The organism is Acetobacterium fimetarium (genome assembly GCF_014284475.1).
In the GTDB taxonomy this organism is placed as follows: domain Bacteria; phylum Bacillota; class Clostridia; order Eubacteriales; family Eubacteriaceae; genus Acetobacterium; species Acetobacterium fimetarium.
Map to the genome: position 1 here is coordinate 98,202 of NZ_WJBC01000003.1, position 12,163 is coordinate 110,364.

The window sequence follows — 12,163 nt, forward strand, 5'->3', positions numbered from 1 at the left end:
TTGCTGAATACCATTGATATCCGGCAACAGCGGACATTCACTCGTAAACCGGAAACGCGCAACAAAGGAGTTAAAATGCAAATAGGAAATAAAAATTTTGATTTGAAAAATGAAGTTTACATCATGGGGATTCTCAATGTCACACCGGATTCATTTTCTGACGGCGGCACCCACAATTCCCTGGACACCAGTCTCAGACATGTCGAGAAAATGATCAGCGAAGGCGCGGACATCGTTGATCTGGGCGGTGAATCCACCCGTCCCGGCTATACCATGATCAGTGAGGAAGAAGAAATCGAGCGGATTCTGCCGGCCATTGAAGCCATTCACCAGCGCTTTGACGTCCCAATTTCCGTTGATACCTACAAAGGCAAGGTTGGCGAAGCCGCCCTTAAAGCCGGTGCCGATCTCATCAACGACATCTGGGGATTCAAGTATGACCCCTATCTTGCCGAGGTCACCGCAAAATACAAGGTGCCCTGTGTTCTGATGCACAATCGGGATAACCAGAATTACACAAACCTGCTGGCCGATATCAACCGCGATCTGGAGCAGTCCATTGTCATCGCCCTGAAAGCCGGTATCGCTGCGGATGCGATCATTCTTGATCCCGGCATCGGTTTTGCCAAAGACTACAATCAGAATATGGAAACCATGAACCGGATGGAATCGCTGCAAGCTCTGGGTTACCCGATTTTGCTCGGGACATCACGAAAAGGCTTTATTGGTCAGACCCTCGATCTGCCGGTAACCGAACGGGTGGAAGGCACCGTCGCGACCACCGTCATCGGAATTATCAAAGGTGCTTCCATTATTCGGGTGCATGATATCAAAGAAAACAAACGTGCCGCCCAAATGACAGCAGGCATTGTGAAAGGAAAAATATGGACAAGCTCTATATAAAAGATCTCGAGGTTTTTGCCTATCACGGCGTTTTTCCTGAAGAAAAAAAACTGGGGCAGAAATTCCTTATCTCGGTTACCCTGACCCTGGATATGCGGGAAGCTGCCATCACCGGCGATTTGTCAAAATCCGTTCATTACGGTGAATTGTGCCAGGCTCTGGAGCTTGAATTCAAAAAAGAAAGCTACGATCTTATCGAAACAGCCGGTGAAATGCTTGCCACCTATGTTTTAAACAATTATGCGATGGTATCGCAGGTCAGCATCATGATCAAAAAGCCATGGGCTCCGATCCTGAAATCACTCGATACCGTCGCCATCGAAATCAATCGCAGCTGGCATGAAGCTTTTATCGGTCTGGGCACCAACATGGGTGATCGATCCCAGAATCTGGAAGCTGCTGCTGCAGCAATCAAAAGCACCGATGGAATTCAGGTTCTGGTGCAATCCACGGTCATTGAAACCGAACCCTGGGGCTATACCGATCAGGACCCATTCCTGAACTGCGTTTTGAAAATCAAAACTTTTTTGCCGCCGACTGAGCTGATGACCCGGCTGCTGGCGATCGAGCTGGAATTAAAGCGGGAACGAACCATTCACTGGGGACCGCGAACCATCGATCTGGATGTGTTGTTTTATGATCGTCTGATCAGCAATGATCCCCACGTGCTGCTGCCGCATCCGCGAGTTCACGAGCGGTCCTTTGTCATGGAATCGATGGCAGAAATCGCCCCCTATTATGTTCACCCCGTTTTCAATCAGCGCATGATTGATATTTGGGAACAACTTAAAAAAGCCTAACGCACTAAAAAAAGAGACTCTCGTGAGTCTCTTAGACTGTTGACAAAGTACTAGCGCAGTACCGACAATTGTTATATCGTGTTGTTTGCATCAAGGCGAACAGGCGATAGCCTGTACGAATTGCAAGCAAACAACTGATTAACAATTGGTCGGTACGGGTTTAGCGACAACCTGAGAGGCTCTGAATGAACCTCTTTTTTTATTTAAGCAAAACAAATCGCATAGGCGGTCTGATGCGGAGTTGGCAGGCCCAGCTCCGAAACAGTAACGCCAATTTTATCTTTAACATCATCAAATAGATCAAATATTCTCTTCCCGGAATCGAGCAGGAATCCTTCTTCCCCAGGGTAAATACAGTCTTTCAATTCTAATCCAAAACGTTTCTTGATATCCCTGATCATTGCATCTTTGGCATACTGGCATGAAAAATTGCACAGTTCCATGATGATATATTGTTCAAGGATGTTTTCCCTGGTTAAACAGTAATTCTCGATCTCTACCCCTGCTGTGACAATATTAGGAAAGACATACTGACAATTTGTTATCTTCTCAACACACGCTTTACTGATAAATGAAACACCATCGAGTGTAAACTGTGATTCATTAATGATTTTCGCCTCGGAAACACAATACATCGCTTTCGGTTTGGGAATGTTTCTGGCGGCATCCAGAATCCGTTCAATCGGCATCGCTCGCCGCGTTCCTCTCTCCATGCGGATGCGTTCATAAAATTCAGTTTCATTTAATACAAATCCAAGGTTAGTCAGTTCAATGCTGCTCACGCGTTCACGCATTCCCAAATTTAGTATGCACGAGCGAAATAAGCCATCTTTTTCGCCGGCTTGCCGCAGCAGATGCATTTGCCTTCATATAGAACTTCCTGTTCATCATCAAAAGGAATACAACGGATCGATGCGCCGGTATCTTCCTTGATTTTGTCTTCACAGCTGCGCTCGCCACACCACATGCCTTTGATGAAACCGGGATTTTCTTTCAGCCTTGTTTTGAATTCATCCATGTTTTCAGCTGTCGATGTTTTTTCTTCCCGCATTTTCAGTGCTTTGTCATATAAATTTTTCTGGATTTCTTTTAATAAAGCATCGACTGTCTGGGTAAGATTGTCCAGACTGACTTGAACTTTTTCGCCGGTATCGCGACGTGCAAGCACACATTGGCCATTTTCGATATCACGCGGTCCAATTTCCAGTCGGATTGGTACGCCCTTCATTTCCCATTGATTGAATTTCCAACCTGGTGAATAGCCGTCCAGATCATCGACTTTTACCCGGAAATCTTTCTCAAGTGTCTTGCCGATTTCCCAGGCTTTATCAAGAACGCCTTCCTTATGCTGCGCGACCGGAATGACGACAACCTGAATTGGGGCAATCATCGGTGGCAGAACCAGGCCATTGTCATCCCCGTGAACCATTATGATACCGCCAATTAACCGGGTTGATACTCCCCAGGAGGTGTGGTATGGATACGCCTGCTCATTATTCCGGTCAAGATAAGTGATATCAAATGCTTTGGTGAAATGCTGTCCGAGGTTATGGGATGTTCCTGACTGCAGCGCCTGTCCGTCATGCATCAACGCTTCCATGGTATAGGTCGCATCGGCACCTGCGAATTTTTCTTTTTCGCTTTTTTGACCGACCACCATTGGCATGGCCATATAGTTTTCGGCAATTTCCCGGTAAATCCCCAGCATCTGCATGGTTTCAGCCTGCGCTTCCTCCGGTGTCTCATGTAGCGTATGGCCTTCCTGCCATAGAAATTCCGATGTTCGCAGGAACGGTCGTGTCGTTTTTTCCCAGCGCACAACATTGCACCACTGATTATATAAGAATGGCAACTGCCGGTAGGAATTAAGCCATTTAGAGTACATACTGCAGATAATCGTCTCTGAAGTCGGACGGACGCACAAACGCTCTCCCAGCTCCTTATCGCCGCCATGTGTTACCCAGGCTACCTCAGGTGCGAAGCCTTCCACGTGTTCCGCTTCTTTTTTCAAGAGGCTTTCCGGTATCAAAAGCGGAAAATACATATTTTCATGACCGGTTTCCTTGAAACGCTTGTCGTATGCTTTCTGGATTAATTCCCAAATTGCATAACCATAAGGACGGATCACCATAAAACCTTTTACCGGCGCGTAATCAACCAGTTCCGTTTTGGATATGACATCCGTATACCATTGGGGAAAATCCACCTCCATGGGTGTGATTTCTTTAACTTGATTCGACTGTTTTTTTCCCATTTTTTCGTTCTTCTTTCCCAGATCTGAGTCTGTAAATCAAAGTCGCGGTTACGTCTCGCAACCTGCTGTTGGATAAACAAAAAAATCACCTGCGCAAGCAAGTGATTTTTTGTATAGGATATAGAGTAATTATTTTACTTCTACGCTTCCGCCTACTTCTTCAATTTTAGCTTTGATTTCTGCAGCTTCTTCTTTAGTAGCGCCTTCTTTGATTGGCTTTGGAGCTTCGTCAACAACAGCTTTTGCTTCTTTTAAGCCTAAACCAGTTAATTCACGAACAACTTTGATAACTTTGATTTTCTGATCTCCAGCAGCTGTTAAAACAACATCAAATTCAGTTTTTTCTTCAGCTTCTGCAGGTGCACCACCAGCAGCTGGAGCAGCAGCTACAGCCATAGGAGCAGCAGCGCTAACGCCGAATTCTTCTTCTAAAGCTTTTACTAATTCAGATAATTCTAATACAGTTAAACCTTTTACGTCTTCAATTAATTGTGTTACTTTTTCACTTGCCATTTTTATGATACCTCCAAATATTCTTTCTAAAATTTTAATTTTTACCTATTGAACTAGGCTTGTTTCTGTTCTGCAATCGCATTTAAAGCGACAACCAATCCACGTAAGTTTCCGTTTAAAACGTTGACAAAACCTGAAATTGGTGCGTTTAAGCCACCAAGAACCTTGGCAGCCAATACTTCTCGTGGTGGTAATTCAGCTAGATCCTGGACGCCTTGAACGTCTAAAACCTTACCATCAACCATACCGGCTTTAATTTCTAAAGCTTTATGTGTTTTTGCAAATTCGCTTAACAATTTTGCTGGCGCTACTGGATCTGAATCACAGAATGCAACAGCAGTTGGACCAACCAAAACATCAAGAAGGCCTTCGAAACCAGTTTCTTTGGCTGCAAACCGCATCATTGAGTTTTTGTAAACTTTGTAGTCAATGCCTGCTGCTCGTGCTTTAGCACGCAGTTCAGTCACTTCTTCAACATTCAACCCACGATAATCAACGATTACGGCTGTTTGTGCGCTGCGAAATTTATCTGCAATTTCCTGTACAACAACTTGTTTTTTTTCAATCTTTGGCATGTATTTTTTGCACCTCCTTTAAAAAATCGTATCAAAAAAGCTCACTCCACAGTGTGAAGAGAGCTTTGTTATAAGCTATTTCTCTTCAGCCTCGGTAGGATTTATGGAACACCTACTGTCTATGGATGAATGATATTCTTTGACAACGACGCTATTGTATCATTAGTCATTTTCTATGTCAAGTCGATTCAGGGTATTATTAAAATAATGAACCCTTAAATTTTTCCTGGGTTGACTTTTACGCCAGGACTCATCGTGCTTGCCAAGGTAACACTTTTGAAATATTGACCTTTGGAAGCAGCTGGTTTTGCTTTTTTAATAGCATCCAATATAACCATCATGTTTTCTTTCAATTGCTCTTCAGAGAAAGAAGCCTTCCCGATGATAACATGGATAATATTGGTTTTATCTAAACGATACTCAACTTTACCAGCTTTTGTATCGGCGACAGCTTTGGCAACGTCCATGGTTACCGTACCGGACTTAGGGTTCGGCATTAATCCTTTAGGTCCCAAAACGCGACCCAAACGACCAACTTTACCCATCATATCTGGGGTAGCAATCATGATGTCAAAATCAAACCAGTTTTCTTTTTGAATTTTATCGATCATGTCGTCTTCACCAAAGAAATCTGCACCGGCTTCTTCAGCTTCTTTCAATTTATCACCTTTGGCGATAACAAGAACTTTAACTGATTTTCCTGTACCATGTGGAAGAACGACAGCTCCACGAACCTGTTGATCTGCATGACGTGAATCTACACCCAGTCTTATATGCATTTCAATTGTTTCATCAAACTTTGCTGTTGCAAGTTTCTTTACTTGCGGAATCACTGCATCGATATCGAACAGTTCTTGCTTATCATAGCTTTTTACCAAGTCTTGATATTTTTTTCCTTTATTCATCTTTGCCTCCTTGTGGTAATAGCGGTTTCCCTCCCACTTAAGGTGTTTCTACCTTCTAAAATTATTCTTCGATTGTGATACCCATGCTACGGGCTGTTCCAGCAATCATTCTCATTGCTGATTCGACTGATGCTGCGTTTAAATCAGGCATTTTTAATGTTGCGATTTCTCTGATTTGTTCACTTGTAACCTTAGCTACCTTTGTTTTGTTAGGTACGCCAGATCCTGACTCGATTCCTGCGCTTTTCTTTAACAGAACAGCTGCTGGTGGAGTTTTCGTAATGAATGAGAACGAACGATCCTGATAAACAGTAATAACGACAGGAATAATCATTCCTGCTTCATTTGCAGTTTTTGCATTGAATTCTTTACAGAATCCCATAATATTAACCCCATGTTGACCTAATGCAGGTCCAACTGGTGGTGCTGGTGTTGCTTTACCGGCAGGTATTTGTAATTTTATTAATCCCATTACTTTCTTTGCCATATTAACACCTCCTTCATTTCAATTTAGTATTTTTTCTCCAAATGGAGTTAGCATGAAGAATAGTTTTTCCTTAAGTGTTTATTTTTTCTATTTGTTCAAATCCCAGCTCAGCAAGGGTTTCCCTGCCAAACATGGAAACATTGACCTTAACTTTTGATTTTTCTGGATGCACTTCTTCAATAATCCCAGTGAAACCTTCCAGCGGTCCTTCAGTAACCTTAACCTCTTCTCCAACCTGCATGCTGATTTCAACACGCTGCTGACGAATGCCCATGCTTTTTAATTCACCTTTGGACAACGGTACAGGTTTCGATGCCGGACCAACAAACCCGGTGACACCACGGGTATTTCGGACTACATACCATGAATCATCTGTCATGAACATTTTGATCATAACATAACCAGGAAATAATTTCTTTTCTTTCACGACGCGTTTGCCGTTTTTGCTTTCCACTATTTCCTGTACAGGAACTTGAACCTCAAGGATCAAATCCTCCATATTTCTGTTTTCCACAGTGGCTTCAATGCTGGCTTTTACTTTGTTCTCATAGCCAGAATAAGTATGTGCGACATACCATTGAGCCTGATCTTGTTGATCGTTTTGATCGTGTTGATTACTATCCATGGTTCTCCCTTACCTATTTGTTCATTAATAACGCGGCAAGTCCACCTAATCCTGAATCAACAACCCAAACGAGAAAAGTGAAGATTGCCACAACCCCTGCTACTATGCCGGTGCGCTGCAGTAACTCATCTTTTGTTAACCAGGTAACTTTTTTTAATTCGTGGTGAACACCTTTAAAAAAGTCCACCATTCTTTTAAAAATATTTGGTTTATTTCCTTTTTCGCTTGACTTCTTTTTCGATTTTTTCTCATTTTTCGCCGTTGACTGAGGCGTCTTTTTATCCTCTTTTACCAGGTTAGCAGCCTTATCTTCGGTTTTTTTCGCCTGTTGCTGGGTGTTATCCTTTTTTTCTTGTGTACTACTGGCATTCTTCGTTTTCTTACTTGTTGCCATGATATACCTCTTTATCCATTATTTCGTTTCTTTATGTGGTGTATGCTTCTTGCAAAATCTGCAATATTTTTCCACTTCTAAACGATCAGGGTTATTCTTTTTGTTTTTCATGGTATCATAATTTCTCTGCTTGCATTCTGTACATGCTAAAGTAACTTTTACTCTCATTCCAGCACCTCCTACATCCTTTATATATCAACACCCGCAGGAACACGCAGGCGCACGCTCCCTATTTTCATAGTCACTAACATAGAATACCACGTTTAGCTTATTTTTGTCAAGACTAACATCGATAATTCTCGCGTATTCTCATTAAAATTTTCACAATAAAAAAAGGCTCATAGCCTTTTGAACAACAGTGCTATTATATCAGCATTATCCCGAATAATCAAGCAAGAATTCTCATTTCTGCAATTTTAATCCCCAGTGGTCGCAGCCAAATTTTTTTCCGTCAATATCCACCGCATCGGGGATATGTCCCCATCGCTCAAAGCCGAATTTTTTGGCAAGTGACTGACTGGCGACATTGCTGTCGAAAATAACGGCGACCAGATTGCGATAGCCTATTTCACGGGCGGCTTCGATGGCGCGTTCCATCAGCATTGATCCCACTCCTTTTCCCTGAACACTGCTGTCAACGTAATAGCTGACTTCTGAGGTAAAACGGAATCCTTCACGTCCGGACCGAAATTCGGTCAGTGTAATCCACCCCACCACTTTTCCATCCAGCTCCGCAACAAACATCGGATGCCGTTTGCCGGAATGGTGAACAAACCAGGGTTTGCGTATTTCCATCGTCGCCAGCGATAACTGCGCCGTGAATTTTCTGGCGGCAATGGCTTCATTCAGTATATCCAATACCCGCTGGTAATCTTTTTCTTCTACTAGTCTTATCTTCAACTTAATCTCCTACTCGTATTTCGATGGTGGTCATCTATTTCCGGCCGACTTTTCCGTACCAGGCAATAATGATGGTGGCTATAAAAATGATGGCAATAAAGCCGACTGTTGAAATATAAGGTGAAAGGATGATGTTTAACCAGGCCAGAATAATTGGCGTAATCAGTGCAAACAGCAGCAGACATCCGAAGACAATTAATACTTTTTTATAATTTTCCACGCATCCAACCCCTATCTTTCATTTTATAACATTTAGCAGTATAAACCCTGCGATCTCATTTTTCAAGATTTTTATCGCAAGTCTTAAACCGCGAAATTAAAAGCAACCACTTGCGAGGTTGCTCCGGATCAATCGTTTTTAAACGACTCGTTATTTTGTTTGATGGTGCACCCGAGAGGATTCGAACCTCCGGCACGCAGTTTAGGAAACTACTGCTCTATCCACCTGAGCTACGGGCGCACAGGATTCTTAGACATTATACCAATAAATCAAATTTTTGAAAACATTTTTTTAGGAATAAAAGCTGCTACTGAAATGGCGGCATCAAAAAGAAAAAAGGTCCTGTCTTTTTTGTTCTCTTAAGAAAAAAAGACAGCACCAAATAAGTCCTGCTTTCAAGCATGGGTTTATGTATTTAACTTCTGAAAAGAATTTTTGTTTCCATCATTTTCTTCTGGACATCCCGCATTTTTTCAATCGCCAGAAACAGTTCTTCGGAAACCGCATCTTTTGATGTGCCTTTGAGCTTTTCTGCCCACTCCAGATAACCATCGATATGATCGCCAGTATGATTAATCCAATGAGCAAGAAGCACGACGAAAATTTCTTCGGCTTTTTGAATATTTAATTGATCATCCATTTACTCATCTCCCAGGTTCAGTTCTTTTTTGATAAAGTCAACTGCTTCTCTAATCTGGAGCATTAGTGGCTTTTGTTCCAATGACACAATATGATGATTTTCCGGCAAAATCGGGATATAGATTTTTATTCCTTCACTGTTTCCAACGGCTTCAACCATCTTCGGCGTAATCTCTCCCATCATGGAATTGGGAATGGTCATGGCAATTGATCCGACAATGAAATCCGCCTTCGCAACCGTCACGGCAATCGCATTTTCTCCGGTAGCGCCTTTATTGGCACCTTTTTTTAACATAGAGGCTGTCGCCAGGGAGTTCGTGCCCAATCCATATACTTCAATATATGATGGCATTTCTTCTTTTAAAATTCCAACAATTCGCGATCCGATGCCGCCTCCCATACCGTCTAGCACAACGATATTCATAAATTAAACCACATTACCTTCAATGATAATTTTATGGGCCAGCAATTTTACTTCTTTGAGTCTGCCCTCGACAATCTTTGTCCCGCCCAATAAATCTGACAGGGTTAAACTGCCGTCATCATTTGGAACAATATCGACAACATAGTCCATTATTTTTGTTTCTCCTTCAGGAGTAACCATATAAGCTGAAGATTCACACATATTCTTAGTCTCCTTTCTTCTAACTGATATTATTTTAACACAGAAAGCCCCTTAACACAAGTTAAGGGGCGACTGCTTCTCTATTTTATCCGTTATTTTCTTTTTAAATTAAGTATTACATAATGGGATCCATAGCCAGTGCCGGATGCCCTTTTTCTTCCAGGAATGCCAGAACCGCTTCCGAATCAATGGCGATTGTTTCATCACAAACCATATCGGCGAAGTTCTCAATACCGGTCATTTCTTTAACGGCTTTATTCAATCGTTCTGCCACGTCATCTTTTAATTCCTTCGGCATCCAGACGATTCTTTCCAAACCGCCTTCGGCTGACATGAATTTTTTGGAACCGATCAGTTGACGGCCATGACCCATGAAGCCGGGAGTCTGAACCCCACCACCAGTCATGGAAGCCAATTCTCCGAAGGTCATCCCAACTGGTGAAGCATCCGGGAATTCACGGTTGACGATAATAACACCGTTTGCTTCCGGCATGATGCCACAGATACATTCGAAACAGCCACAGGAAGTCATCGGATCTTCAAGGATTGAGTACAGTGTAACTTTTTCAACTGCACCCTGGGAATTGGTGGCAACTGCTTCGTTAACTGAAGTCCAGATGCCAAGTCGTTCGTCAACTGCTTGTCCTTTTACAACCGGCTGATTTGGTCCGGTCGGATCCAATTGTTTGGTTGCTTTCGCATCCAGCCAGGAGACCGCGCCGCAGAGGCCTAAACGTTCCGGGGTAACGATGCAGACATGGCTTGGCGCAAATGACTGACATAATAAACAGGTGTAGAATTCATCAACACTTTCATCTGTCAAAGCGCTCATGCGATCATCACGCTGAGCATAGATTGGTTTAACGCGTTCTTCATAAATTTTGTCAACATCTTCTTTTTTGGTATAGATGGTAACCTGACATTTATCGACAACAGTATCAAAATCGGCACGCATTTTTGCATACAGCACTTCTCCGATATGTTTCAGACGGAAGCCTTTTTCAAAGGCTTCTTTGGTCAAACGGATCCACGCCGTATTTCTTTGTCCGACATGCATAGCCCCTTCAATATAGTTCATGAAATAGTGAATACGTCGCTCCAGAACGGTTTCAAAGTCTGACTGCATTTCTTTACCGGCGACCTCAACGAGAACGCCTAATGGCAAACGAACAACATCGACACCATCAAACATCGCATCATCGATATCGGGTCCGACAACGGTGATTTTATGGTCTTCAATCGTTGCCAGATCCCCAGTGGTTACCAGTTCCCAGGCTGCTGTTTTGTTGCCGCCGAATTCAGCAAACATGGTATCTTTACGCACGCGTTCGCCTTCAAAAGCAGAAGAAACTGATACTGGCACATCAATTTTTGTCACTTTTATTTTAATTCCGCGTGTTTCCAGCGAAGTCTCAACTGTTTTGGCATGATCAGCCTGTGTCAGCAATGCGCCCGGCACTTCAGGCACTTCTACATCGGCAATAACCGGGAAGCCCAAGGCAATGGCACCGGCACCAACCGATACGACCACTTCATCGATGGGACCGAAGGTGTTAACAAAAGCCGGTACCCGTTCTTTAGTATAAGCAAGGAATTCTGGTAATTTTCCGGGTTCAATACCACCGAAAATTAGAGCGGCACGAATAGCAACAGACACAACATGGATAACTGATGTTACTTCGTGTCCTAATGGAATCACACGGTAATCAAGCCCCATTTTAACGCCTGCTCCAGCAGCTTGTTCGATAATGTTTCCCACCATGAATGTCAACAAGCCTTTTTCCTGATAGTCTTTGACAATGGCAGCTAACTCTTTGGGATCAGATGCTTCGCCTAACAGAACGGCAATTCCGGGAATATCGCCGGTAACCAGTGGCACGCCCAGCGAACGAATGATCGGATCAGGTACAAAACCAATCCCAGAATCCTGAGCATAAGGATCGCCATCCAGATAGCGGAGAGCTTCGATGATTTCAGCACCAACCGCTGTTGCAAGGCCGGCATTTAACGCTTCACCTAAATCTTCTTTATTTGTAATCAAGCTTTTTAAAATACCAACTGCGGCCGGCAAATCACCTAAAGTCTTGATTTTAACTCCTGTTGCTGCATAAATAATCGGCAAACAATATGCGGTGTCCGGATAAAGCACGGGATGACCCTCGCCATACTTTTCTATGGCCTCTTTTACTGCCCCTTCAGTTAAACCTGCTACCGCATTTGAACCAGCATAAATTAGATCTGTCAAACTCATAACAATTCACTCTTCCTTTTCTAAAGAATTTTGGTGCCTTCAGGCATCTTAATAACATCATTTTCTCATATT

General features: G+C 43.0%; 17 protein-coding genes, 1 tRNA gene and 1 other annotated feature. Of the genes, 2 read left to right on the forward strand and 16 right to left on the reverse strand.

Translation table 11 applies throughout. From position 1 onward, the window contains the following. Positions 1–75: 75 nt before the first annotated feature. The gene (gene folP, locus GH808_RS03160; protein ID WP_186841343.1) at positions 76–903 is read left to right on the forward strand and encodes a dihydropteroate synthase; all 828 of its coding nucleotides are present in this window, start codon (positions 76–78) and stop codon (positions 901–903) included. Further along, a complete protein-coding gene (folK, locus tag GH808_RS03165) occupies positions 885–1,703 on the forward strand; it encodes a 2-amino-4-hydroxy-6-hydroxymethyldihydropteridine diphosphokinase (RefSeq protein WP_186841344.1) in 819 nt (272 codons plus the stop codon). The genes folP and folK overlap by 19 nt, the downstream gene beginning before the upstream one ends. Before the next feature lie 203 nt (positions 1,704–1,906). Here folK and GH808_RS03170 read toward each other — a convergent pair whose 3' ends face one another. The 16 genes from GH808_RS03170 to acsB form a co-directional block, all read right to left on the reverse strand. Further along, on the reverse strand, positions 1,907–2,485 hold the full coding sequence (locus tag GH808_RS03170) for a hypothetical protein (RefSeq protein ID WP_186841345.1): 579 nt from the start codon (positions 2,483–2,485) through the stop codon (positions 1,907–1,909). A gap of 20 nt (positions 2,486–2,505) precedes the next feature. After that, on the reverse strand, positions 2,506–3,957 hold the full coding sequence (gene proS / locus GH808_RS03175; protein WP_186841346.1) for a proline--tRNA ligase: 1,452 nt from the start codon (positions 3,955–3,957) through the stop codon (positions 2,506–2,508). Positions 3,958–4,086: 129 nt separating this feature from the next. Then, positions 4,087–4,470 carry a 50S ribosomal protein L7/L12 gene (gene rplL / locus GH808_RS03180; protein ID WP_186841347.1) on the reverse strand — a complete coding sequence of 128 codons (384 nt, stop codon included), beginning with the start codon at positions 4,468–4,470 and terminating at the stop codon, positions 4,087–4,089. Between the two features lie 53 nt (positions 4,471–4,523). Further along, on the reverse strand, positions 4,524–5,045 hold the full coding sequence (gene rplJ / locus GH808_RS03185) for a 50S ribosomal protein L10 (RefSeq protein WP_186841348.1): 522 nt from the start codon (positions 5,043–5,045) through the stop codon (positions 4,524–4,526). Between the two features lie 24 nt (positions 5,046–5,069). Next, positions 5,070–5,188, reverse strand: a sequence feature (ribosomal protein L10 leader region). A 72-nt stretch (positions 5,189–5,260) separates the two neighbouring features. Continuing rightward, on the reverse strand, positions 5,261–5,950 hold the full coding sequence (gene rplA / locus GH808_RS03190) for a 50S ribosomal protein L1 (RefSeq protein WP_186841349.1): 690 nt from the start codon (positions 5,948–5,950) through the stop codon (positions 5,261–5,263). 61 nt (positions 5,951–6,011) lie between these two features. Further along, positions 6,012–6,437, reverse strand: coding sequence for a 50S ribosomal protein L11 (gene rplK, locus GH808_RS03195; RefSeq protein WP_186841350.1), 426 nt, complete (start codon positions 6,435–6,437; stop codon positions 6,012–6,014). A gap of 70 nt (positions 6,438–6,507) precedes the next feature. Then, the gene (gene nusG / locus GH808_RS03200; protein WP_186841351.1) at positions 6,508–7,062 is read right to left on the reverse strand and encodes a transcription termination/antitermination protein NusG; all 555 of its coding nucleotides are present in this window, start codon (positions 7,060–7,062) and stop codon (positions 6,508–6,510) included. A gap of 13 nt (positions 7,063–7,075) precedes the next feature. Then, positions 7,076–7,456 carry a preprotein translocase subunit SecE gene (secE, locus tag GH808_RS03205; RefSeq protein ID WP_186841352.1) on the reverse strand — a complete coding sequence of 127 codons (381 nt, stop codon included), beginning with the start codon at positions 7,454–7,456 and terminating at the stop codon, positions 7,076–7,078. An 18-nt stretch (positions 7,457–7,474) separates the two neighbouring features. Then, positions 7,475–7,624, reverse strand: coding sequence for a 50S ribosomal protein L33 (gene rpmG / locus GH808_RS03210; RefSeq protein WP_186841353.1), 150 nt, complete (start codon positions 7,622–7,624; stop codon positions 7,475–7,477). A gap of 234 nt (positions 7,625–7,858) precedes the next feature. Continuing rightward, complete coding sequence (locus GH808_RS03215; protein WP_207722244.1) at positions 7,859–8,356, reverse strand: GNAT family N-acetyltransferase; 498 nt, start codon at positions 8,354–8,356, stop codon at positions 7,859–7,861. Positions 8,357–8,390: 34 nt separating this feature from the next. Further along, a complete protein-coding gene (locus GH808_RS03220; RefSeq protein WP_186841354.1) occupies positions 8,391–8,576 on the reverse strand; it encodes a hypothetical protein in 186 nt (61 codons plus the stop codon). Positions 8,577–8,739: 163 nt separating this feature from the next. Beyond that, a tRNA-Arg gene (locus tag GH808_RS03225) sits at positions 8,740–8,816 on the reverse strand. Positions 8,817–8,991: 175 nt separating this feature from the next. Beyond that, positions 8,992–9,216 (reverse strand): DUF8180 domain-containing protein, encoded by a 225-nt coding sequence (locus tag GH808_RS03230; RefSeq protein ID WP_186841355.1) that lies wholly within the window; start codon positions 9,214–9,216, stop codon positions 8,992–8,994. Continuing rightward, positions 9,217–9,639 carry a DUF3842 family protein gene (locus GH808_RS03235; RefSeq protein ID WP_186841356.1) on the reverse strand — a complete coding sequence of 141 codons (423 nt, stop codon included), beginning with the start codon at positions 9,637–9,639 and terminating at the stop codon, positions 9,217–9,219. 3 nt (positions 9,640–9,642) lie between these two features. Continuing rightward, positions 9,643–9,840, reverse strand: a complete 198-nt coding sequence (locus tag GH808_RS03240) for a CooT family nickel-binding protein (protein ID WP_186841357.1) — start codon at positions 9,838–9,840, stop codon at positions 9,643–9,645. A 115-nt stretch (positions 9,841–9,955) separates the two neighbouring features. After that, the gene (gene acsB, locus GH808_RS03245) at positions 9,956–12,091 is read right to left on the reverse strand and encodes an acetyl-CoA decarbonylase/synthase complex subunit alpha/beta (RefSeq protein WP_186841358.1); all 2,136 of its coding nucleotides are present in this window, start codon (positions 12,089–12,091) and stop codon (positions 9,956–9,958) included. Positions 12,092–12,163 lie beyond the last annotated feature (72 nt).